Consider the following 24791-nt stretch of genomic DNA (forward strand, 5'->3'; position numbering starts at 1 on the left):
GAGTCTCGAAAAAGCGAGCACCGGTTGCTCGCTTTTTTTATGTCTGTAATTTACCAACCATGGAAGTTCTTGGCGCATCGTCGCTGAGCGTTTATATTCGACAGCAACAAAAATGCCCTGACCCGAAAGTTCATGTCCGATTCTGATTACCCTTACGACGACTCGATTCCAGATTCCGCCTACGATGAAGCGCCGAGATCTGCAAACGATTTGCAAGTTCTGCCCCACGCCATAGAGGCAGAGCAGGCGGTTTTGGGCGCTTTGATGCTCGACAATCAGAAGTTTGATGCAGTCGCCGAGGTGTTAAGAGTTGAAGATTTTTATTCGGCTAACCACAGAACCATCTATGAGTTGATGTGGAGCTTGCAAGAGCGCGACATGCCTTTGGATGTGATTACTCTTGCCGAGGAGCTGGATAATCATAATCAGCTCCATCAAGTGGGTGGCTTGGCCTATTTAACGGCACTGGCCGCCAATACGCCGGGGCCGTCAAACATTGTCGCCTATTCAAAAATCATTGCCGAGCGCGCCACACTCAGAAAACTGATTGCCACCGCCAGTGAGATCAGCCGAACCAGTTTTAACCCGGCGGGATTGGGTGCGGATGATCTTTTACAGCTTGCTGAAAAACGCGTTGCTGAAATTGTTGAAGATCGACCCAAAGAGGGCGGTTTTCAACAGATGAATTCTTTGTTGAAGCAAACCGTTGAAAAAATTGACGAGCTGTTTCGCTCTGAAAAAGAAATCACAGGCCTATCCACGGGTTTAAGAGACCTTAATACGCGTACATCGGGCTGGCAAAACGGAGAAATGATCATTCTGGCGGCGCGTCCTTCTATGGGTAAAACCGCGCTGGCGCTCAACTTTGTCGAAGCTGCCTTATTCACGCAGACACGTCCTGTTTTGGTGTTTAGTCTGGAAATGCCGGCCAACGCTTTGATGATGCGGATGCTGTCATCGGTGGGTCGAATTGATCAGGGTAAAATTCGTAACGGCTCGTTGACCGAAGAAGATTGGCCAAAACTGTCTGCGGCTATGGGCAAGCTTAAAGATAAGCCCTTATTTATTGATGATACCGCCGGTTTAACGCCGCAAGAAGTTCGTGCCCGTACACGACGCATTGCCCGTGAACACGGTGATCCGGGCATGATTATGATCGACTATTTACAGTTGATGCAGGTGGCCGGTAAAAGTGAAGGGCGAACCCAAGAAATCTCGGAGATTTCGCGCTCATTAAAAGCCATTGCTAAAGAGTTTAATTGCCCGGTTGTGGCTCTTTCTCAGCTTAACCGTGGTGTAGAACAACGCCCCAACAAGCGGCCCATGAACTCGGATCTTCGTGAATCTGGAGCCATCGAGCAGGACGCCGACGTAATCTTGTTTATTTATCGCGACGAATACTACAACGAAGACAGTCCCGATAAGGGCGTAGCCGAATTGATTGTTGGTAAACAGCGTAACGGTGAAATTGGTACCTGCCGCGCCGCCTTTGTGGGTAAATTTACGCGCTTTGAAGATTTAGCCGCCGACTACATGGCATCGTCTGATTATTAATTTTTAAGCAAACAACCATTCGGTTTACCAAGTCAACTCTGATTTCAACAATTCGAATCGTTGTAACAATTCGAGTTATTCTAGCTTTAACAAGGAATTTACCATGCAATTATGGGTGGGCGTCGGTTCTACTTGGTCGATTCGCGCGCTTTTGTGCGCAAAAATTGCCGGTATTTCTGTCGATATTAAAGTCATAAATTTATCGTCAGAAGCATCAAAAACCGAGCTTTTGCATGTGTCAGAAACTGGTTTGGTACCGGTATTAATAGCATCTGACGATCATTCTGTTGTTGTCCACGATTCCTTGGCGATTGCGGAATACTTTAATGAATTGTCCAATGGCGCGCTTTATCCAGCCGATTTAAATACACGTGCAAAGGCGCGTAGCCTCTCCGCAGAAATTCACAGCGGATTTAGCGCAATACGCAGTTGTTATCCGTTTTCATGCGATGCAAGTTTAGAATCAGGATTATTAACCGCGCGCGAGCAAAAAGAACTGGATCGCTTAAACACAATTTTTAGCGCCGCCGAAGGTGCTTTTTATTTTCAAAAGGCCAGTATTGTTGACGCGTTTTTAGCGGTAATGGCGTGGCGTCTTGATCAGTACGGTATTAAGCTCGCACCTAAGGCCGAGCGTTACGCCAAGAGTTTATTAACATGGGAACTTTTTCAAGAAGTTGCCGCCGAGGTGCGCCAATGGTAAATCTATTACTGCCGAAAATAAGCGTATTAACAGGTACAATAAGCAGCCAATAAAATCATAAGATACCGATCCGTAAATTACCCCAAAATCACCTCTGTAGACGCAAATCCAAGGTCGTAAGTCACTGCTACTTTTGACTAAAGTCCAATGCTTTTGCGTGTACAGAATTCCCGTTCCTGTGTATTATCCAGCGCACAGTTGTGGTTTTTCAGGCAAATTTGAAAACCACAGGTGCAAAGCTAGGATCAGTTTGCCAGAGAGAAGTAAAATCCTATTATGCAGATTTTTCACCATGTTGAGTCGGTTCGCGCCGCGTTAAAAACCGAGCGCGCCGCAGGTAAGACAATTGGCTTTGTGCCTACCATGGGAAACCTGCACGATGCGCACATCGAGCTGGTAAAAATTGCCCAGCAACATTGCGATATTGCCGTCGTGAGTATCTTCGTAAACCCTCTGCAATTTGGCCTGAACGAAGACTGGGATAAGTATCCTCGCACCTTCGAAGCCGATACCGCAAAGCTTCGTGCCGTAGACTGTAATTATCTGTTTTATCCAGATGAAAAAGAGATCTACCCCAATGGCATGGCCGAACAAACTCGTGTAATCGTGCCAACCATGACCGACGTTTTATGTGGCGCCAGTCGCCCGGGACACTTTGAGGGTGTCACCACGGTAGTCTCTAAGCTCTTTAACATTATTCAGCCCGACGTCGCAGTTTTTGGGAAAAAAGATTTCCAACAACTTGCGATCATCCGTCGCATGGTCGAAGACCTCTGCATTCCTGTAGAGATCATTGGCGGTGAAATTTACCGCGAGACCGACGGACTCGCCATGAGCTCACGCAACAGCTTTATTACCCAAGAAGAAAGACCTAAGGTCAATGTGCTAAATCGCGCTTTAAACGACGCGAAATCTGCCATACAAGCCGGTGATAGAGACTTTTTTGCGTTAGAAGATACGGCGAAACAAACCATCGTTAAGGCCGGTTTTAAGGTTGATTACTTCAACATTTGCAACAGCAAAACCCTTGAGCCCGCCGCCAACGACGATACAAATATTACGATTTTAGGTGCGATGTACACCGCCGGTGCTAGGTTAATTGATAACCTAACATTTACATTGAGTAGCGAAAAAAAGTAGAGTTACGCCCTTTTTCAACTCAACCCACGGCGACACTACCGCTCTTAAGAGGTAATTTGGTAATGAATGTAACCTTGCTCAAAGGCAAGCTACACATGGCTTGCGTCACTCAGGCCGAACTTTGGTACGACGGCTCCTGCGCAATCGATGCTGATTTAGTAAGGCTTGCGGGTCTTCGTGAGTTCGAACAGATCGACATCTACAACGTAAACAACGGTGAGCGTTTTACCACCTATGTCATCTTGGCCGAGCCTGGTTCTGGAACCATTTCCATGAATGGTGCAGCAGCGCGTAAAGTTCAAGTCGGTGATCGCGTAATCATTGGTGCTTACGTTCAAATGACCGAAGCCGAAGCCGATAGCTTTAAGCCAAAGCTTGTCTACCTAACAGAAACCAACAAGGTAGAGCGCAGCACTAACACCATTCCAATGCAGGTCGCCTAAATCGTGGGCAGCCGTAACAACATTGTTTCAACGGCTGCCAACTTTGTCGCCAAATCACATTTTTGTTTTCTAGGGCATGCGCTTAAGCCCAGAATTTTAATCGAAAAGCCAACCAAGATTGGTCTCGATTGCGGTTCTAACAGCTTAGGAAAATTTCCATCGAAAGTCGCAAATATCGGTGAACGTGCAGCTAAAACAGCTGTTTTTGTCACTTCTGCGTGCTTGATCTTTTCCAATCAATTTGCGATTTTCTTTAATTAGCGCTCGGCAATATCAACTTATAACAACTATCGATCCTGGAGTTAAATAATCATGACTGAATCCACTACACGGCCGGTATTTCCGTATATTGCGGAGAAATGCCATATAGACGCAGAAACCTACGAAAAAGACTATCAGCGCTCTGTAGACGACCCTAACGGATTCTGGGCCGAACAAGCGGAAAAATACCTAACCTTCTACAGCCCTTGGAAAACCGTGTGTGAATTCGATTTCCTCAAAGGTGACGCAAGCTGGTTTGAAGGCGCAACCCTAAACGTATCCTACAACTGTATCGATCGTCACTTGCCAGAGCGCGCTGACCAAGTAGCGTTTTTGTGGGAAGGCGACCACCCAAGTTCAAGCAAACAAGTCACATATTCTGAACTTCATACTGAAGTATGTAAGTTAGCGAACTTGCTACGTGCAAAAGGCGTTAAAAAAGGCGACCGCGTTTGTATTTACCTACCGATGATTTTAGAAGCCGCCTACGCTATGTTGGCGTGTGCTCGTATCGGTGCTGTTCACTCAATCGTATTTGGTGGCTTCTCACCAGACGCACTAAAAGATCGCATCAGCGACAGTGATTGCCAAGTGGTTATTACCTCTAACGAAGGTCTTCGTGGCGGTAAAAAAGTCCCTCTTAAAGTTAACGTTGATACCGCTCTAAAAAGCTGTCCTAGCGTTCACACCGTTGTTGTTGTTAAACATACCGATACCGACACCCTTATGGTTGAAGGTCGCGACATTGATTACCGCACCGCTGTAGCCGAGCAACCAGATACCTGTGAACCAGAAGTTATGGGTGCAGAAGATCCGTTGTTTATCCTGTATACCTCGGGTTCTACTGGCAAGCCAAAAGGCGTATTGCACACCACCGCAGGTTACCTTCTACAAGCAGCGTTTACGCACAAGGTTGTATTCGATTACCAAGAAGGTGAAGTTTACTGGTGTACCGCTGACGTGGGTTGGGTTACCGGCCACAGCTACATCGTTTACGGCCCATTGTGTAACGGTGCTACCTCGGTTATGTACGAAGGCGTACCAACCTACCCAGACGTAAGCCGCTGCTGGGAAATCATCGACAAATACAACGTTGCCAGTTTCTACACTGCACCCACCTTAATTCGTGCATTGATGGGCTCTGGTGAAGAACCGGTGAAAAAATGTTCACGCGCAAGCCTACGTATTTTAGGTACCGTGGGCGAGCCAATTAACCCAGAAGCTTGGGAATGGTACTTCCGCGTAGTTGGTGACGAGCGTTGCCCAATTGTTGATACCTGGTGGCAAACCGAAACCGGTGCGCACATGCTTACCCCATTACCGGGTGCGACCGCACTTAAACCAGGCTCTGCAACCAAGCCATTCTTTGGTGTACAACCTGTATTGCTTGATGCAGAAGGCAAAGAAGTTGAAGGCCCAGGCGAAGGTAGTCTTTGTATTAAAGCGTCTTGGCCGAGCCAAATCCGTACCGTATACGGCGATCACCAACGTTTGGTAGACACCTACTTCTCTACCTACCCAGGTTACTACTTCACAGGTGACGGTGCGCGTCGCGACGAAGACGGTTACTACTGGATCACCGGCCGTGTAGACGACGTGCTTAACGTTTCTGGTCACCGTTTAGGTACCGCAGAAATCGAAAGCGCGCTTGTATTACACGAGAAGGTTACCGAAGCAGCCGTTGTGGGTTACCCACACGACATCAAAGGTCAAGGCGTTTACTGTTACGTAACCCTTATCGATGGTGCCGAGCCAAGCGACGAACTGAAGAAAGAATTGGTGGCATTGTGTAACCGCGAAATCGGCCCGATCGCTAAACCAGATCTTATTCAATGGGCGCCGGGTCTACCAAAAACTCGCTCTGGTAAAATTATGCGTCGTATTCTGCGTAAAGTGGCTGCGAACGAAATTGATGCCTTGGGCGATACCTCAACCTTGGCTGATCCAAGCGTTGTTGACGATCTAATCGACTCACGCCTAAACAAGTAAGATCACCTCTTACTGGTTTAAAGCAAAAAAAGCCCGCAATAGCGGGCTTTTTTATGTCTGCTGCACACAAATCAATAAAGCTAATCGCGAATAAATCCCGGCCAAGCACATTCGCGTACAAAAACACTTGCCATGACCGCAGGCCGTGTTAAAACTTGCAACTATCGGATAAAAAAGACCATGGCGCTTGTCGCCACACGCAGTAAATTTGCTAAAAAATGCCTAAAAAGCATTCATATCATTGGTAAGAGGTGCCACATGTCAGACAAATCACCTAACTCAAACTTTGTTCACCCAGCCGGTAACGGCAACATGGATTTTGACGCCTTTAAAAAGGCCATGTCTGACGTAAAGCGCAACACCAAAACCAACCACAAGGTTGCCCTCACCAAAACTCTCGCGCCCAACAACGTAGAAGCGCGCCGCAAGGCCGCCGTTGCCGAAGAAATTAGCGAGCGCAGCGGCCTAACCGGCAGCGAAGAGCATATCGAAATGCTCGACCCCATGGATATTCTCGAATTTAAACGCCCAGGCATACAAAACGGCGTGTACCGCAATTTGCGCCTAGGCAAATACAACATCGAAGCACGCCTAGACCTGCACCGCCACACCGTAGAATCCGCCCGCCGCGAACTGTACCAGTTTATTCAAGACTGCCTGCAACACGAAGTACGCTGCGCACTTGTCACCCACGGCAAAGGCGAAGGCCGCGCCCAACCGCCCATGCTAAAAAGCTGCGTCGCCCACTGGCTACCACAACTCGCCGAAGTACAAGCCTTTCACACCGCCCAAAAACACCACGGCGGCACCGGCGCTACCTACATCATGCTTAAAAAATCCGACCGCAAACGCCAAGATGATTTAGAAAGACATCAAAAAAGGCGAGGGTGATATTGGCTGATTTGAAATAAATTACGGATGAGTTAGTCAGAAATTCCCAATTAATTTAAAAAGGACTATTTAAGTGGCAATCGTTAGAGAATTACCAGTAAGCCTAAATGATTGGGAAACACGTTATATTTTAGAATCTCTTTCAAAAGAAATGGCTAGATTAAAAGCGATTAATGCAGAGTCAAACGATGAAGACGAAGCAGCAGACGCGGGCAATGATTACATTGAAATATCGGGTCCTTACGATAGTTTGTCACAAAAAGCCGTATATGTATTTGGCGAACAAATTCTGAATTTTAGCAAAGAATATTTGTAGGTTATTGGCAGGCTTTTAAAAAATAAAAACAGTGAAATCGTAATTTAAACATAAAAATAGGGATGTTTTTTGTGACTGCAGAAGCTGAAGAAAAGAAAGGATTAATACAAACATTACTGGAAGCTATGGGCGTCCCCGAAGGAGTTTTAGAACACGGCCTTGTGGGTGTTTTGCCATTGGTTTTAATAGTAATGATTTTTTTGTTGCTCAAAGAGTACTATAAAGAGTCGAAAGAAATTTTTCTAAAAGGCCGTTATTTAGAGCTGGATGAACGCGCACCATTAAATGAAATAAATAATGATGATCAATTTCAACACGAGCTTAACCTTAAATATACCGATTATGTTGAGCAGTTCCAAGATGGAACATTTCGGGAGCTATACCACCAAAGCCTGAGTCGTTTTTTAAAGCTTATTACATATCTCACAAAAGAAAAAATTCATTTTTCTGCTGCCATACAAAATCCAAACCCATTCATCGGGATTTTTTCTAGGTCCGCTTTTACCTCAAAAAGCTTCGAGTTGTGCCTTAAATTGGCATTGGTTTACCCACTCTTGTTTCTAATGATTTCATGGTTATTCGGTGGTTCAGGTCAGCTGGCAGGGAAAAATATATTAGATCAACAGGTTCAATTAATTGACCGTTGGTTGATTCTTGTCATAATATTTTTTTGTGGGATTATTTTTTATAAAAACAATATCAATCATGGCGTTAAATCAAAAATATATATATTTGGTGCTCTTTTTTTATTAGAAGCTATTTTCTATTTTACTATGACAGATGTAAGTAGTTCTTTCGTTACAAATATTTCAATTTCCGCATTTATAGTTCTATTTTTATTAATTTCAGCTTATGTGATTAAATATCCGTTGCAAGGGATATTTAATGTATTGGCTTTTGTAGCCCCTATTTTATATGTTGGTGTATTTGCTGGAGAGATTGTCGGCCCTATATTTTTCGTGGGTGCTATATCTATAGTTATTTTTTTATAGGTCGGGTTGGATTTGTTGGATCAATTTTTTTAGTGGGACTATCGCTATAGTAAATTCTTTCTGGGGTCACGGTTTTTCTACTTTGTTATTGACGTTTTTGGGTGCGGTGGTTATTACATTCATAGTTGATAGCGTATATAGAAAAAGATATAAATTCTTCTGGGTTGGTTTGTACAGCTTTCTTGCTATTTTTTCTATTGCTGCTGTAGTCCTGTCAGCACAAGTTCATGGTGCCGAAGTTAATTCTAAATGGGCTGGTATTGCCCTTTTTTTTGGAGTCCTACCAGTAGTTAATAGTTTTTTTGACTGGATTTCTCTCGTTTTTACCCGTGTATTTTTATTTAAACTCTATAACGGCTCTGATTCTTGTTGGCAAACTGTGGCCCTTGCCGTTATAGACTTGTTGTTAGCATTGTTTTTTATGTTGGTGTTAATTGCTGGTGTGGTAACAGTGATTGCTTTGATCAATGAGTTAAGCTTTAATTTTACCGGTGGGTCTGTTTTTGATCTAACGGCTATTTTTAAAAACTTACACAGCGGTGAAAGCTGGCAAGATAATCTCTGGATACATTTCATGATGCTATCCACCTTAGTGCCTACTTTTTTACATTTTATTTTTGCCTTAATTGGCTTATTAATGCCGCTATTAAGCCCGTTAACGAAAGATAAATTAATCGAACTAAAACAATTCAAACCAAAAAAGTTAAACGACAAAATATTCTGGGCCACCACTTATCGTAAGCCCATTGTTGTGTTTGCTTCTTTAGCGATTGTTGTCGGTATTTGTTCTCCAATTTATTACCACGGCGATGTTGCTTTTGATTTTTTTATTAAATCACGCGGTGAATATTGCCGAATTTATTCATCCTGAAGGCATAGATCGCTCGGTTATTTTTCCCGCTTCTTAAATTTTTTATTTAGCTCCGTTATACAGTGAGCCTTTAACGCGATTTAAATTGTGCAGAAATAGGAGCCCGTCTCTCCGATTTCTGCACAGTGTTAAAAAGGTTGCTGTATTGTATTATTAATTTCTAATAATACGATCGTCTTTTGATAAAGGTTTAGAGAAAAATTCTTCAACATTTGGATGATCGAGAAAATCCACCTGCCAATCGTTTGTTGGAAAGCTTAATACAATTGATAACGGTGTTTTGCCAAGGTTCGCAAACGCGTGTGGTACTAACGCTGGAATGTTAATAACAAATGGGCCGCGCACCACGAATTCTTCATCGCGAATACGGTAGCGAACAAAGTGATTGGTGGTTACTGTGTGGCTGGTTTCAACATTGTGGGTGTGTAACGGTGCACCACTGCCGGGTTGGGTTACAGTTAGCGCAACCGTCATTTCAGAAAAACCGTGGCGTTTCCCTTCTACAACCCTTACATATTCACCGGGCACGGGATTAATAATCACCATTTCACTTTGGGTAATTACCGAGTCTTCAATATTATCAGTGTCTGGTAGATCGTAGTAAGGCGGTAACAAGCTTCGAACAATAGGTGTAAAATCGTGATTTGCTTGATGCAGGTTGTAGGCTTCCCGTCCGGGTAAAATTTCTTGAAATAATTGCCCGGTTTCGGTAATAAATTCACCATCTAACGCGTCTTCTGGTCCATAGGTTACCTCTAAGCCATTGTCTGCCATTGCAAACGACGATAACAAAGAGGCCGTAGTTAACGCGAGTAGAGTACGTTTTGAGATTTTCATGCTTTCCGTTTCCTTTTTTTGTTGTTTTATTTTTTTACGTGAATTTTTCTAGGGCCTTTTCTAGGAAATTCTCTAGGAACTTCTCATTAATTTATTGGGGATTTTGTCTGAGATTTTTATAACGTATTTTTTATAAATTTCAGAATGGCTCAGGCCTTTTTCGTTGTATTCATCGTAATCCAGAAGTTGGCAATGCGATTTCTAATTTCTTTACAATTTCAATCACTTGTCGTTCCTGAATTTAGTGTTATTTTTTATTGCCGTAAACTCTAGGTAAATGAGAGCTTCTTTAGTTCTTTAAATGTATTCGGCAAATTTTAGTTAATAGCGATCCTGCCAGTGTTTGTTGGCATATAGTTGTGGCGTATCTTTTAACGTTCTATAAGTTTGTTATCTTGGCGCGTTAATATCTCGTAGGTCCTACGACATAAAAGCGTGCTTTAAAAATTTAAGTGTGACTGGTTTTGCTTATATCTATTTAGGGAACCTCTGATTAACTCATCCATGATTTAATCAGAGTACAGAAATTGAAAATGCGATTTTCAATTTCTTCACAATTTCAATTACTTACAGTTCTTGAAATTGGCGACACATCCTTGTGTCGCGAGAAATTCTAAGTTAATCAGAGTTTCCTTAGGTTAATTGATGCTTTGTATTAAATAATTTTAAAAATGCGACGTGTGATTTTAACGGTTTAACATAAAAAGCTGAGCCGTATTTGGGCTTATCTTAGATTTTTGCGCATGACAAATATTATTAAAATTGCTGGCATTTTCTAGCAGCGCAGAAAATCCTAGGTGTTCGAAATTCCCCGTTGCTGTTTTATTTGCACTATTTTGTTTTATGTTTGTTCAGTTAGTGCATTTGGTAACCTTTATATCTCAGCAAAGAAGGTTACGCAATAAGTTTGAGTTTTAGTTTTTGGTTAATAAATTATTAAACAGATTTGCCAGTTTTTGTTCTGTGTTTATTAGATTAACAAAAAGAGTTCTTGTTGTTGTCTCGTGGATAAATTTTTTACCGTTAAGATGCTGATTTTATAAGGAATTAAGTTGGTCTATTTTTAGTGTGGATTTTATTAGCTTAACAAAATAATTTTGATTATAAGCCCTGCGTAGTTCATTTATACGCTATTGATGTTAATTAAAATTAACATTTTTTGAGCCAAAAATAAAAAATAACTGAGTACTTTTTTGCGAATTTTTTTATGTTTTATATTGCTAATCTCTTCTACTATATTTTTTTGTGACTGAGTTAACGATTTTTTTTGGTTTGTAAAGTTGTCACCAAATATTCTATAGCGTGAGATTGTTTAGAATTTTATTAGAAATAAGTTTGGTCGCATTTATATTACGCGCGTAAGTATTTATATTTTAAATGTAGTGGTCGCTTACTTTAAACTTAGTAAAGATGTGGCTGTGAGGTTTTGGTGTTATCGATGACCAATGAGTTTGTTGAATAATTTACCTTTAATTGATGGTTTTTTTGTATAGCGTTTTTGTTTAATTACGCCGCTAGAGTCTCGTTTTTCAGAAAATTTGAATAATATCGTTTTACGATGGTATTAATGTACTGACAAACATTGTGGAATTCTCAGTTTAAATCCAAAATGGCCGTTAAATCAGTTATAGGAAACTCTGATTAACCTAGAGTTTCTCGCGACACAAGGATGTGTCGCCAATTTCAAGAACGGTAAGTGATTGAAATTGTGAAGAAATTGGAAATCGCATTTTCAATTTCTGTCCTCTGATTAAATCATGGATGAGTTAATCAGAGGTTCCTATAGATTGTTATCGTTTCATTAATGATCTGTAATTGTCTGTTTCTAGATTTTGATAGACAAAGGCTGTTTTAATATCGAGCTTTTTCTGTCATCGTTTCTATTGATATATAGTCGATAAAAATATTGAAGATTGTGTGATGATTTGTTCTTTAGCTGAAATATTTAAGCAAGTTCGCAATTGCAAAGAGTGTGAATCTCATTTACCGCTTGGCTGTAATCCAGTGGTTCGCGGTGCCGAGTCTGCCAAAATTGTTATTATCGGTCAGGCTCCCGGCACTAAGGTTCATGCCAGTGGTGTTCCGTGGGACGATGCCAGTGGTGATCGCCTGCGATTTTGGTTGGGGTTGGATAAATCTGATTTTTACGACGAATCGAAAATTGCACTGATTCCAATGGGTTTTTGTTATCCGGGTCGCGGTAAATCTGGCGATCTACCACCTCGTAAAGAATGCGCGCCGCTGTGGCACGAGCGGATTTTTTCGGCATTACCTAACCTACAATTAAAAATATTGGTAGGCAGCTACGCGCAAAAATATTATTTAAAAAATCATTCTCATTATTCTAAAAATGCGACCTTGACTCAGACCGTTCAAAATTGGCGACAATTCCAACCGAACTATTTCCCATTGGTACATCCTTCACCTCGTAACCAGCTTTGGTTGCAAAAAAATCCTTGGTTTGAACAGGAATTACTCGAACCTTTACGCGCCCAAGTCTTGGATGTTTTAGGTTAAAGTTGGAACGGATATTAGGTTAAATTTTATCCGTATTCCGCCCTTGCTTTAAACTGAGCGCTAGTGCTCAGCTTGAGTTACACTGCTTATTATCAGTGGTTGATATAAAAAGGCGACGCACATGGCAGATAAACCCGAGGCCAAGATTGGCGGCTGGCAAGAGAAGTCTCGTAAAGAGGTCTATTCAAATCCCTGGATCACCGTCACCCACAGTGAGGTTATAACCCCTGCGGGCACCGACGGCATATACGGTCTGGTTCACTTTCACAACGCCGCGGTTGGCGTTGTTGCTATCGACGACGAAGGCTACACCTGGTTGGTGCGCCAAAGTCGTTATCCATTACAAGAATTCACTTGGGAAATTCCCGAAGGAGGCTCTCCCAAAGGCGAAGACCCGCTCGATACCGCGAAACGCGAGCTAAAAGAAGAAGTTGGTCTTACGGCAACCGATTGGCAGCCGCTGATGCGTATGCACTTGTCTAATTCAGTCACCAATGAAGAAGGTTTTCTGTTTGTTGCGCGAGGCATTACCGTTGGCGAAACGGCGCTGGAAGACAGTGAAGATATCACCAGTATCCGTATACCTTTAAAAGAAGCCATTCAAAAAGTGTTGGATGGAGAAATTACGGATTCTTTAAGTGTTGCTGCTTTGCTTAAAATTGCGCTGTTAGAAAAACAAGAACTTAACAACTAGAATTGTAAGAGATATTAAAAAAAGAAATGTTCGAGTAACTTAGCTCTTATATGTTGTATCTATTAAATAGAATAATTCTGACTAAATAGAAGCATTTTGAAAAATGATATATTTATAAGCTTTTTTGACGTTATTAAATGTTAATAAAAAAGCAACCAGTTGTAGAGTAGGCAAGATTATGGCAGAAAAAGTTAACACCAGTATTTCACCCAAACGCAGTTTGGAATTATTAAGTCAGCGCGAAGTTGAACAATTACAAAGAAGTAGCACGGCAGATCATAATTTATACGCATTATTTCGCCAGTGTGCACTAGCCATCTTGCATTCGGGCAGCAACAGCGATGATGCGAATTCATTATTTGAAACCTTTAAAGATTTTGATATTGACCTTATTCAACAAGATCGTGGCATTCGTTTATTGTTAAAAAATGCGCCTGGCAATGCTTTTGTTGATGGCGAAATGATTGCCTCAAGTCGTGAAATGATTTTTAGCGCCTTGCGCGATATTCTTTATTCTGAAACCGAGCGCAACAGCAAGTGGATGGATTTAGAGACCAGCTCTGGTATTACCGATTACACTTTTCATTTGTTACGCAATGCTCGGGCTTTGCACGCTGGTGAAAAACCGAATTTGGTGGTGTGTTGGGGCGGTCATTCCATTCCCGAATACGAATACGACTACAGCAAAGATGTGGGTCACGAATTGGGTTTGCGCAAGTTAAACGTCTGTACCGGTTGCGGCCCCGGTGCTATGAAAGGGCCAATGAAAGGTGCAACCATTGCGCACTCTAAACAGCGTATTCAAAATGGTCGTTATTTGGGAATTACCGAGCCCGGAATTATTGCCGCCGAAGCGCCGAATCCAATCGTTAACGAATTGGTTATTTTACCGGATATCGAAAAACGTTTAGAGGCGTTTGTTCGTGTGGGTCACGGTATTATTGTTTTTCCCGGAGGTGCAGGTACCGCCGAAGAAATTCTGTATTTATTGGGTATTTTATTACATCCCAACAATCGTGATATTCCATTCCCATTAATTTTTACTGGTCCCAAAGAATCCGAGTCTTATTTTACCCAGCTGCATGAATTTATTGGTCAAACGCTAGGAATTGAAGCTCAGCAAAAATATCGGGTTATTATTGGTGATTCCGAACAAGCGGCTCGTGAAATGGCCAGGGGCATTGAAGAAGTTCGTGATTTTCGCGTTAAACAAAATGATGCGTTTTATTTTAACTGGGCGTTAACGATTGATTACAATTTTCAAATTCCCTTTGAAGCTAATCACGAAAATATGGCGACATTAAATTTACACGCCGATTTGCCTAAGCATGAGCTGGCTGCCAATTTGCGACGCGCGTTTTCTGGTATTGTTGCCGGAAATGTTAAGCCTTCGGGCGTGAAAGCCATTAAAGATTTTGGACCGTTTAAAATATCCGGTGATAAAACCATTATGGCACCGCTGGATAAACTATTACGCGGTTTTGTGGATAATAAACGCATGAAATTACCGGGCAGCCAATATGTTCCCTGTTACGAAATTGTTGATTGATGATATTCAATGAGTTAATCAGATTTTGAGGATGTTCTTGCAAACTCTACTGAATAATAATCAGTAGAGAAACTTCTTTGGTTGTGTGTTTTAAATAGAATGTAATACACGGTTGTTTGTATGGGAAACTCTGATTAATTCCTCCAGGTTTTACTCAGATTTTCCCGTACAAGAACGCGTTTAATGGATGCAATTATGGCAGCGCAAGAAACTGCGAAAACTTATCTTGAAACAATAGAAATTGAAACTAACGCGCCTGTTACCACCAGTGTGATTTGGTTACACGGTTTAGGCGCTAGTGGTCACGACTTTGAGCCAATTGTTCCGGTGCTTAATTTACCCAAAGATTTAGGCGTGCGTTTTATTTTTCCTCACGCGCCGAAAATTCCGGTGACCATTAACAATGGTCTTGTAATACCGGCGTGGTACGATATTTTAGCCATGACGCTCAATCGTAAGGTCGATGTTGATCAGCTGCGTGCGTCGGCTGCGGCAACACACGATTTAATCGAGCGCGAAATTGCGCGCGGTGTGGATTCTAAAAATATTGTTTTAGCGGGTTTTTCTCAAGGTGGTGCGGTCGTTTACGAGGCGGCGTTGAGTTACGGAAAGCCTTTGGCGGGTTTGATGATTTTATCGAGCTATTTTGCAACAGTGGATTCAATTACGATTAACGATGCTAATCGTAATTTACCGATACATGTTTTTCACGGTGTTTACGATAACGTTGTGCCTGAATCTCTTGCGCAAAAAGCGTTAAAAGACTTGGCGGAGCTCGGTTTTAAACCCGAATACCAGAGTTATCCTATTGATCACTCGGTATCTCCACCAGAAGTCGTTGATATTGCTAATTGGTTGCGTCGCGTTTTGCAAAGTTAATTATTCGACCGAGCTTAAAGCCGACTCTGCTATTTTTGTTTGTGTTGCCGCGTATTCGCAGCAGATATCAAGCCAGCGAGAAACACCGGCGCTGCGATATTTATTTTTGTGCAAAATCCAATAGAACTTGCGTGACCAATCTCTTTGCGGCGCGCTTAAAGGTACCAAATCACCACGGCGGAAGGCGTCGCGCAAGGTAATTTCAGATAAACAACCTACACCAAGGCCAGCCTCAACGGCACGTTTAATGGCTTCGGTGTGTTGCAACTCTAACACTACGTTAATTTCACTCAGCAAACCGTGCATGGCACGTTCAAAACCTTGGCGAGTACCAGATCCGGTTTCGCGAACAATCCAAGGTAAATTTACTAGCTGTTCGTCGGTTAAAGTACCCAGTTGGGCGGCGGGATGTTTGGGCGAAGTGAAGATAACAAGGTCATCGTCCATCCATTCCACAACTTCAAGATCACTGTGTGTTAACTCACCTTCAATCAAGCCAAGATCCAGTTCAAAATGTAAGACCTGTTCAACAATTCGCTTGGTATTGGCAACTTCAAGTTCAACTTTAACGCTGGGTTCTTCGGCCATATATTTGGCCATTAGGCCAACAGCCAAATAGTTACCAATGGTGAGTGTTGCCCCAACTTTTAGGGCGCCAGGCTGCTGATGCCGAGCCAATGCGGTACTCATCTCTTGGGCTTGAGCGAGTAACGCTTCGGCCTTAGGGCGAAGAATACGACCGAGTTCATTGAGTTTTAGTCGTTTACCGGCGCGATCGAACAGTTGAATGTCGTATTGCGATTCAAGTTCTTTTAAGGCGCTGCTCGCGGCCGACTGTGACATCGACAAACTTTCGGCGGCGCGCGTAATATTTTCGAGCTTTGCAGTTGCTAAAAATACCTGCAGTTGGCGAAGAGTGAAATGCATTGGTCGTCCTTGTTGAATTTAAAACGATAACATTACGGCAGTTACTGCCAATAGCCGTGTTTTAGACAAACTAATCAACCTCAAATAGAAGAGGCCTTCTCGCGTCTCATTCTCTCTGCCTGTTTTCTTTCTTAAAAAAACGTATAAAACAATATTGCCTTTTTTTGAGGACGAAGATTCTTAATTTATTTAAAAAATAAAATTCAGAAGAATACACAGCTAAATCGATGAGGCTGTTAGTCTTCGAATTGATCTTTTTCTCTAAAAAAGAAGAGTTACATACAATCTTTTTTATCAGATTAATAACACAAGCAAAAACTGTTGATCATATTTTAAATTTTTATATTACCGCCAAATCAAAAAAACGATTTTGAATGTACTGCGTAGCCTCGATTAGCAACTCAAATGTGGTTCTCATCGATATCTAGGAATATTTCCTTAAAACTAACAATAATCATCCGATCTCAGTGTAATCGTTTTGAACGCTTAGTAGATGTCTTTCTATTAGCGAAATCGATTTAATATCTGGCTAGAACAGCAAAAAATATATAAACGGTAATGTACCAATCAGTTTAGTAATAGCTTATCAAGAATTAATGGTGAAGAAAGCTAAAATCTATTAAAAATTCATGGAATATTATTCAAATTAATTGAATGAAATAAAGGCGTTTCGTGAATATTTTTTCAGTTTTGGGGCTGTTTTTTTAAATAAGTTATTGTTCGTATTTGTATATAAACATGATAGTGCCGTAGTGAGGTTTAGTCCCGTAAATTACCTCATAAATTTCGAGGTGAATTTGCGTGACGTGCCTCTCATTTTTAAAATAGTTATCAGAGCTATAGCATTACTTGTTGTTTTGATTTTATAGCGGCAAAAAGCTTGAATTTTTGCTCAAGAATATCGCTGTTTCACAGGCTTTGTCTAAATTTTTGAATTTGCTAAATCTATTTTCATCGCTAATGTTGTCAACCGAAAATAGGTGCTTACAAGGTTATTTGAATTTTGTTCGTCTCTGTTTGTTGATGCTTGGCGTTTCAGTAAATCAAACAATGATTTTGAACTCGAAAAAAATAACGCCGAACTTAACGCTGTTTAAATGTACTAATCTTCGATCAATATATTTGACGAAGAAATTAAGCCAAACGACGAACAAACTTTGACAAATTGCACAATTGTCTTTGGTGACCTTGTCTATACATTAACGGGAAAACCATTACAGAAGAATTTCTTTTACAGATCTTTAACGACGTAGAGAAAGTTTAATTATTTGAATTCTTAGAGAGCTTACCTATCAAACGGGCGAGTTCTTTAATCTGCATTACAACACTATAAATTTTGGAGATGAACATGAAAAAATTATTCGCTACAGCTGCACTTTTAGCCGCATCGATTCCTGCATTTGCCGCAGACTACAAAATTGACGCTTCTCACACCATGGTATTTTTCTCTGTAAGTCACCTTGGTTTCAGTAACTCAACTGGCCAGTTCACCGATTTCGACGGTAGCTTCTCTTTTGACGAGAAAAATATTGAAAAGTCTAAAGTAGATGTAACCATCAAAACCGACAGCATCGACTTTGCTAACAACCCAAAGTGGAACGAGCACATGAAGAGCGCAGATTTCTTCAATGCTGAAAAATTCCCAACCGCAACCTTCAAAAGCACCAAAGTAACCAAAACTGGCGACAAAACCATGGACGTTACCGGTGACTTCACTTTGTTAGGTACCACCAAGCCCGTTACTTTGAAAGTAACCTTTAACAAAGCAGGCGAAGCGTTCGGCGGTAAAGAGAAAGCTGGTTTCTCTGCCACTGGTGTGTTCGACCGTACTGAGTTTGGTATGGACACCTATGCACCTGGTGTAAGTGCTGAGGTTGATCTACGCATTGAAGTTGAAGGCGACAAGCTATAATCCGTAGTAGATTTTCCAAAGCAACCTAAGCTTATAGCCGCCTTAAAAAGGCGGCTTTTTTATTTCTTCAGTCGATCGCCGATTTGCTGATTGAAGTTTTAATCGAAACATAGAAATTGAAAATGTCATTTCCAATTTCGTCATAATTTCAATTGGTTATCGTAATTGTCCTAGACCGGGCCTTAGGGTGTCGATGGCAATTTTGATCAATCAGTCTGGCTTTTACGGTCATTAAATTCTTTGCGGCGGTCTCTATGTTCGCTGATTCTTAGTTTTTTTCGCTTTTTTCAACCTTTAAAACTTGATTAAAAACAATTTTTCTTCAAGCTAAATCGCAAAAAAGTAATTCGGTAATTAATTATTCAAATACACTTTTTATAAAACCTGGCAACAAAAAGCCTGTGAGTTTATGGGTTCAAAACGGTCTTTATTTAGTTGAGGTTTTGATGTTGTTTGATTTCCGCGGTTGTTGAGCTTCTCAGGTGCAGTTGTTCGGAGAAATCTTTCGTATTTGTGTCGCAAGCGTAGTTAAGAAACGTCTCTGGTTAAGTCATTCTTGTATCGCTGGTAATTCTAGGTTAATCACGGCTTCTTTTACGATAACGATTCTCAATGTCTCTGCTCGAACGATGTTTAAGTGCGTTTATGGAAAGTTTCACTTTGATACTGCCGACTAACGTAGTAAATTTTAGCAAAATTAAATTTAGAAAAATGTGATTTTTCGAAACAGGTGGTAGTTTAATGCAAATTAAAAACACAAATTACAGTTATGGCCTTGTTGCACAAATTCTCCATTGGTTGATTGCAATTTTAATCTTCTTGGCCATTGTGATGGGTAAAATGGCGGAAGAAATGGGTATGTCTTCGGCTAAGATTTCTATGTTTGTTTTTCATAAGTCGGTTGGTATAACCGTTCTGGTTTTGGTGATTTTGCGCTTACTGTGGAAGCTGACCAATCCCAAAGTAGAAGATGGCTTAACCGAAAAACAAGCTAAGGCAGCAAGTCACGGCCATTGGTTAATCTATGTTGTGATGATTTTGGTTCCGCTTTCGGGATGGGCTTTAACGTCTGCGGCTAATTATCCTTTTGCTTGGATGAATTTATTCTCTGTTCCTTTGTTACCACTCGGTGAAGCTTTAAAAGAACCCGCAGAGGCGGCTCATGGCTTTTTCTTTTATGCATTAGCCGTATTGATTGTGGGCCATGTGGCCATGATTGGTATTCACAAGCGTAAACACAATCTAAATGTTTTACCGAGAATTTTACCGGGTAAATCGTTGCTGAGCTTGGTAGTGGTTGTGGTAATTTTTGCAGCGCTCTTAGTGCCTACGGTTAAACTTGCGTTATCCGGTGGTGGTGAAGATGATTTCGAAGATGACGCAGCCGTGACTGCACCTGAGATTCGTGAAGCTACCGTGGTAAACAGTGCATTGCCTGCGTGGGTAAATGTTGCCGACAGCAGCAAGTTAGAATTTGTGGGTGCTTATTCTGGTGAGCCTTTTAACGGTGAATTTAAAACCTTTACCGCTAACCTGTATTTTGATCCTAATAATCTACAGGAATCGTCGTTTGATGTGGTGATTGATGCTACTTCGGTAACAACGTTTAACAGTGATTGGGACGGTTCTTTAGCGGGTTTGCAGTGGTTTGGTTACAAAAAATATGCGTACGCCTACTACACGGCATCTAACTTTGAGAAAACCGAAAACGGTTTTGTTGCCAAAGGTGAGTTGGATTTAAAAGGTATGAAGCAACCTGTGGATCTTAACTTTACATGGCAGCCCGTCAATGAGAATCAAGTTGCTTTGAAAGGTGATGCGGTTGTTGATCGTACGCAGTTTGGCATTGGCTCGGGATCTTGGGCAGAAGATGAAACCATTGGCTTTGCGGTAAACGTGAATGTTGATTTGGTATTAACGCCAAAGGCCGAATAGCTTTTTACAAACTTTGATTAACTTATTGGAACCTCTGATTAACTCACCCATGATTTAATCAGAGGACAGAAATTGAAAATGCGATTTCCAATTTCTTCACAATTTCAATCACTTACCGTTCTTGAAATTGGCGACACATCCTTGTGTCGCGAGAAACTCTAGGTTAATCAGAGTTTCCTATTGTTTATTTAAAAACCCAAGTGCGTGAGTACTTGGGTTTTTTGTAGGAGCTTCTGATTAACTTATCCTTGAATTAATCGCAGTGACAAAATTGACGTTTCTAATTTTTTCACACGCTCAATCACTCACAGCTCTTGAAATTAGCGATCCTTGCTGCGTCTTAGCAGATTCTAGGTTAATCAGAGTTTTCACTTCGTTTCTGTACTTCAACTTCTATGCTTTTATAATTCGTGGCGAACAAAGATCAGTTCATCCGTTTTAAATCCCAATTCTTTACCGCGACTGATAAGTGATTTTAGTTTTGCATCATCGATATTCGGTGTTCTCGATAGAATCCAAAAATAGTTTTTTTTCGACCCAGAAATCAATGCGGTTTGGTAGTCATCGTCTAAATACGCAATGATGTACGAACTGTAAAAAGGCCCGAAAAAAGATACTTTTAAAAAACCTATGTTGCTGTCTTTAACAAAATAGGCTTTGCCTAAGGCTTCGTCCCACTCTTGATCTTTAACATTAAAACCGCGATTGGTGACATTAATGCCGCCGTCGTCGCGAAGACTGTATTGGGCGTGGATCTTTTCTAAGCCTCGTTCGAAGGGATGATCAAGTCGGGCGATTTCGTACCATTTTCCGAGATATCGATCGACGTTAAAGTTTTTAACCGGAACAACATTTTCAGGAACGTTGGTACAGCTACTGAGTAATGCTGCCAGCAGTGCGGTGAATAAAAAGCGTGATAATCGTGTTTTCATGAAAAAATCCTTGCTTGCATGACCTCAAATAGAGAAGTGCTTGCCTGTGTACGCTAAAGCCTAGCCCTTGAGATCATTATAGGAAATTAATCAGAAGTTCCTATATTCACTGGGGTGCTGGTAGAAATCTAGGAAGTGTACAAAGTAGGGTATTTAAGACGAGATATTTAGCGAGGCAAAAAGACTCCAAACGATTACTCGTTGAAGTCTTTGAGGAGGGATTGTGTTAACCGATATAGCGTTTGCGTTTCGCTTCTTTTAGCGTGTGTAGATCGGCGATAAACAAGCCATCAATGCAATCAGAGAAATCTGGGTCCACATTAAACGCTAGCAGCTTAAAGCCGCCGTCTTCGTACAAAGAGGCGTATTGTCGAAACAGCACTGGCATTTTGCAGTTTTGGTCGCTAAAAGCCTGCTGAAGTAATTTAATGCCAGATTCTTTGTCGTGGCCTTGGTATTTTTTAAGCAACTGAGTTTTGGTTGCAGGGCGAATAATAAACGGCATTTTTCCTGTCGCCAAAACTTGTTCGCTGCCGTAATAGTGCTCGTAATAAAACACCAATTCTTCGGTTAATTCCTTAGAATAGGTGGCGCTCATGGTAACCGGGCCAAATACGTAGCGAATATCTGGGTTGTGGCGAATGTAAGCGCCAATGCCTTGCCACAAGTAATCTAAGCTATTTTTGCCCCAGTATTTGGGGTGCACAAAGCTGCGTCCTAATTCCATGGATTGCGACAGTAATTTTTCAAAGTGCTCACTAAATTCAAACAACGAGGATGTGTATAAGCCTTTGCTGCCTTTGTGTTCGCTAATTTCTTTGGTGTTACCAATTCGGTAACTGCCAGCAATTTCGAGCTGATCGTGATTCCACAGAATCAAATGATCGTAGTCGCAGTCGAATTTATCGAGATCTCTGCGTGAACCCGTGCCTTCGCCCACTTTGCGAAAGGTGAATTCCCGTAACCGACCAATTTCACGCATTAAGGCTTGTTGTTCGTAGTTGGCTAAGAAAATCGAGTTCTGATCACGGGTTTCGCCTAATAACAGCGCTTTTTTCAACTCGGCTTTTAGATCGCTGCGATCTTCGGGATGAGCGATGGTTTTTACGGTTTCAAATTGCGGCTTGTAATCACGCTTTAACTTGTACAGATGTTTACGCAACCGAGTGAGAAGCGCTCGGTCGTTAAGCTGTGGGCTGTGCAGCGCATGGCTATCGATAGCTTCACCGATACGAAATTCAATAACACTTGGGCGCTTATCGTAAATTTTGCGCGTAACTAAAATTTCTGCCAAGGGTTTTAACAACAGTTGGGCCGACTTTAAGAGCAGCGAATTTTTGGCTTGCATAAACACCGGCAGAATGGGCGCTTCGGCAGTGCGAGCGTAATTCAATAACGACGGTTTCCAACGAGAATCTTTAACACCGGGTCTTGATTTAGACACGCGATGAGCAGGGAATAAAATCACCGCTTGATCTTGTTCCAGCGCTTTTTTGATTTGTACTGAAGACTCTTTTTGATTGTTCGAGATTATTACGTAAGAGGCGATGTTCTCGATTCCCGCTAAAAAATCATCGGCGACAATTTTCACATCGCGGCGCACTTCTAATATTAAGCTTAAAATGGCCAAGCCATCCATGGAGCCGATTGGGTGATTGGCGATAATCAGCACTCGTCCTTGAGCCGGAATGTTACGTCGATCTCTCGCAGAAACTCGGTAGGTAATGTTGAAATAGTCAAAGACTTGGTCGATAAAATCAATCGCCCCCAGCTCTTTATGGCTGAGCAGAAATTGATTGACCTCTTGTTCGTGGGTGAGCTTGCGAAGCAGCGATAAAGCAGGCTTTTTCAAAATCTCGGGTTGCTGGGCAAACATCGGAATTTGGTTGTTGGCGGCTCTTTCTATATCGATCATGTTCTGCTCGGTCATTCGTTAATTGACGGAGAATAGAACCGGTTCGTGACACTAACGTGAATAGAGTGTGTCAGTTGTGTGACTAAAAATGATTCAAAAATAAATCATCAAACGCTCTGATTAAGCACTCAGATTGTTTGAATTTACGGTCGATAAGCGTGACTTATGTCGAGGCGTATTTTGGTTAAGTTGTATTGCAACTAGAATGGATGAGAAATCTGTAAATTTTAAGACGTTTCTTCGGTAGTGGCTTGCGGCTCGGGTGCGGTTTTTTTGTTGCGTGCTATTAAAAGCTGATCGAGTTGGTTATCAAGCAGTTTTTGTAAGCCTGCATCAAAATCATCGGCTTCACGCCAATAATTTTCGCTGTCTTTAAAATGCACCTTGCCGTCGAGTACTGGCAAAAGATTCTGGTTCACAAATAAGTAACCACCGGGGTTTTGGTCGCGTGTTCTCGATACAGTGTCGGCAAGCACAGGACTTTTAAAAGCATAATCGACTTGTGCGCGCAGGTTCAGCTCGCTCTGGTGGCGAAAGGCTAAGGACAGTAACAATTGTCCGCAACACAGTGCCGAAAAGCTGTTGTCTTCGAGGCTCGCGTGGCAAAACAGCAGCGACGGCAACGACGAGCCGTAATACAGCACATCGGCATTATAAAGCTTTGCCACCGAGTCGATTTGTTCGCACAGATTCTCAATCATGGCTTGGTAACTGGTTTCGCTCAATACGCTGGCAAGGGTATCGAGTTCGGCAGATTTTAATGACAGGGCCACGGCGTGTTGGTTACTGAGCTGTTTTTGCGGCTCGATATACTCTTCGGAATCGTCATCAAGAATGGCTTCAACTTCGGATTTTGGATCGTAGGTTAAAACCTCTAAAAAGTCTGACGGTGCCTGTTTGATGAGAATAATCACCAAGGGTACGCACACCAAACACAAAAATACCGCCATCCAAATATTGAGGTGCTGAGTGGATTTAATGGGTAGAGCGTATACCGATAAGTAGCCCGCAATATTGCTGTTTTGGGTGATTTCGGTGGTGGCAATAATCGAGTGTGGATGAGGTTCGACATCGCCCACTTGAGTTAACAGGCGATTCTCCACATCGTGAACGGTAATTCCATGAATGGATTTTAATTCGGCGATTTTTGCAAGCGTGACTCTAAGACTTAAGAGGTCGTTATTAAACAGTGGCCCGGAGCTTTCTTTGGCGGCTAATGAAGCGATTTCATTGGTGACGTCTTGAGCCGATTGGCTGCGCTCTGAGGTTACAGATTGAAATAAAAGCAGATAGCAAATGGCCGATCCAATAAGAATGCCTAACACGGTCGCGACGGCGGCGACCCGCAAGTTGTGAAGCCTGGAGTGATGTAAAATATTAGCAAATGAATTGGACAGAAAAGCTTGCATGCACGAACGTCTAAACACCGGTTACTTTAGGGGTATTGTAGAGTAATCCCATTGAGAAGCTATAATAGCGCTCGGTTTTATTGCTCAGTATTTCTGTCAACTGCGAAAACTCAGCGCCCCAACCC

At 41.9% G+C, this 24791-nt stretch carries 20 protein-coding genes; 15 read left to right on the forward strand and 5 right to left on the reverse strand.

Translation table 11 applies throughout. From position 1 onward, the window contains the following. Nucleotides 1–132 precede the first annotated feature (132 nt). The 9 genes from dnaB (at nt 133) to ACYQ28_RS01700 (ending at nt 9160) form a co-directional block, all read left to right on the forward strand. Nucleotides 133–1554 carry a replicative DNA helicase gene (dnaB, locus tag ACYQ28_RS01660; protein ID WP_460047612.1) on the forward strand — a complete coding sequence of 474 codons (1422 nt, stop codon included), beginning with the start codon at nt 133–135 and terminating at the stop codon, nt 1552–1554. A gap of 103 nt (nt 1555–1657) precedes the next feature. Further along, on the forward strand, nt 1658–2257 hold the full coding sequence (locus ACYQ28_RS01665) for a glutathione S-transferase N-terminal domain-containing protein (RefSeq protein ID WP_460047614.1): 600 nt from the start codon (nt 1658–1660) through the stop codon (nt 2255–2257). 276 nt (nt 2258–2533) lie between these two features. Next, the gene (panC, locus tag ACYQ28_RS01670; protein WP_460047615.1) at nt 2534–3397 is read left to right on the forward strand and encodes a pantoate--beta-alanine ligase; all 864 of its coding nucleotides are present in this window, start codon (nt 2534–2536) and stop codon (nt 3395–3397) included. A 62-nt stretch (nt 3398–3459) separates the two neighbouring features. Beyond that, nucleotides 3460–3840 carry an aspartate 1-decarboxylase gene (gene panD, locus ACYQ28_RS01675; protein ID WP_460047616.1) on the forward strand — a complete coding sequence of 127 codons (381 nt, stop codon included), beginning with the start codon at nt 3460–3462 and terminating at the stop codon, nt 3838–3840. A gap of 312 nt (nt 3841–4152) precedes the next feature. Further along, on the forward strand, nt 4153–6090 hold the full coding sequence (gene acs / locus ACYQ28_RS01680; protein ID WP_460047617.1) for an acetate--CoA ligase: 1938 nt from the start codon (nt 4153–4155) through the stop codon (nt 6088–6090). A 312-nt stretch (nt 6091–6402) separates the two neighbouring features. After that, entirely contained in the window at nt 6403–6981 is a 579-nt protein-coding gene (gene smrA / locus ACYQ28_RS01685) for a DNA endonuclease SmrA (RefSeq protein WP_460047635.1), read from the forward strand. A 73-nt stretch (nt 6982–7054) separates the two neighbouring features. Continuing rightward, complete coding sequence (locus ACYQ28_RS01690; protein ID WP_460047619.1) at nt 7055–7297, forward strand: hypothetical protein; 243 nt, start codon at nt 7055–7057, stop codon at nt 7295–7297. A gap of 71 nt (nt 7298–7368) precedes the next feature. After that, the gene (locus tag ACYQ28_RS01695) at nt 7369–8289 is read left to right on the forward strand and encodes a hypothetical protein (RefSeq protein ID WP_460047620.1); all 921 of its coding nucleotides are present in this window, start codon (nt 7369–7371) and stop codon (nt 8287–8289) included. Nucleotides 8290–8371: 82 nt separating this feature from the next. Next, nucleotides 8372–9160 carry a hypothetical protein gene (locus ACYQ28_RS01700; RefSeq protein ID WP_460047622.1) on the forward strand — a complete coding sequence of 263 codons (789 nt, stop codon included), beginning with the start codon at nt 8372–8374 and terminating at the stop codon, nt 9158–9160. A 153-nt stretch (nt 9161–9313) separates the two neighbouring features. On the opposite strand, the gene ACYQ28_RS01705 is transcribed toward ACYQ28_RS01700, so the two are convergent. After that, the gene (locus tag ACYQ28_RS01705) at nt 9314–9997 is read right to left on the reverse strand and encodes a cupin domain-containing protein (RefSeq protein ID WP_460047623.1); all 684 of its coding nucleotides are present in this window, start codon (nt 9995–9997) and stop codon (nt 9314–9316) included. A 1920-nt stretch (nt 9998–11917) separates the two neighbouring features. On the opposite strand from ACYQ28_RS01705, the gene ACYQ28_RS01710 reads away from it, so the two are divergent. The 4 genes from ACYQ28_RS01710 to ACYQ28_RS01725 all read left to right on the forward strand — a co-directional run bounded on the left by ACYQ28_RS01710 (nt 11918) and on the right by ACYQ28_RS01725 (nt 15636). Beyond that, entirely contained in the window at nt 11918–12514 is a 597-nt protein-coding gene (locus ACYQ28_RS01710; protein WP_460052596.1) for a uracil-DNA glycosylase family protein, read from the forward strand. Between the two features lie 121 nt (nt 12515–12635). After that, nucleotides 12636–13208 carry an NUDIX domain-containing protein gene (locus ACYQ28_RS01715; protein ID WP_460052599.1) on the forward strand — a complete coding sequence of 191 codons (573 nt, stop codon included), beginning with the start codon at nt 12636–12638 and terminating at the stop codon, nt 13206–13208. 178 nt (nt 13209–13386) lie between these two features. Continuing rightward, a complete protein-coding gene (gene ppnN, locus ACYQ28_RS01720) occupies nt 13387–14757 on the forward strand; it encodes a nucleotide 5'-monophosphate nucleosidase PpnN (RefSeq protein WP_460052601.1) in 1371 nt (456 codons plus the stop codon). Nucleotides 14758–14952: 195 nt separating this feature from the next. After that, a complete protein-coding gene (locus ACYQ28_RS01725) occupies nt 14953–15636 on the forward strand; it encodes an alpha/beta hydrolase (RefSeq protein ID WP_460052603.1) in 684 nt (227 codons plus the stop codon). Here the strand turns inward: ACYQ28_RS01725 and ACYQ28_RS01730 are convergent, their stop codons facing one another. Beyond that, nucleotides 15637–16563: a LysR family transcriptional regulator gene (locus ACYQ28_RS01730; protein WP_460052606.1), complete on the reverse strand. Its 927-nt coding sequence runs from the start codon at nt 16561–16563 to the stop codon at nt 15637–15639. It lies immediately after the preceding gene. 1348 nt (nt 16564–17911) lie between these two features. Between ACYQ28_RS01730 and ACYQ28_RS01735 the strand changes: the two genes are divergently transcribed. Together ACYQ28_RS01735 and ACYQ28_RS01740 are read left to right on the forward strand one after the other, a co-directional pair. Next, a complete protein-coding gene (locus ACYQ28_RS01735; protein ID WP_460052607.1) occupies nt 17912–18475 on the forward strand; it encodes a YceI family protein in 564 nt (187 codons plus the stop codon). A 741-nt stretch (nt 18476–19216) separates the two neighbouring features. Beyond that, the gene (locus tag ACYQ28_RS01740; protein WP_460052610.1) at nt 19217–20410 is read left to right on the forward strand and encodes a cytochrome b/b6 domain-containing protein; all 1194 of its coding nucleotides are present in this window, start codon (nt 19217–19219) and stop codon (nt 20408–20410) included. Nucleotides 20411–20811: 401 nt separating this feature from the next. Here ACYQ28_RS01740 and ACYQ28_RS01745 read toward each other — a convergent pair whose 3' ends face one another. The 3 genes from ACYQ28_RS01745 to ACYQ28_RS01755 form a co-directional block, all read right to left on the reverse strand. Next, nucleotides 20812–21342: a lipocalin family protein gene (locus ACYQ28_RS01745; protein WP_460052612.1), complete on the reverse strand. Its 531-nt coding sequence runs from the start codon at nt 21340–21342 to the stop codon at nt 20812–20814. Nucleotides 21343–21568: 226 nt separating this feature from the next. Then, on the reverse strand, nt 21569–23257 hold the full coding sequence (gene olsF, locus ACYQ28_RS01750; protein WP_460052614.1) for a bifunctional ornithine lipid synthase OlsF: 1689 nt from the start codon (nt 23255–23257) through the stop codon (nt 21569–21571). Between the two features lie 227 nt (nt 23258–23484). Continuing rightward, entirely contained in the window at nt 23485–24666 is a 1182-nt protein-coding gene (locus ACYQ28_RS01755; protein WP_460052617.1) for a hypothetical protein, read from the reverse strand. Between the last annotated feature and the right edge of the window lie 125 nt (nt 24667–24791).

The organism is Sessilibacter sp. MAH1, assembly GCF_054658315.1.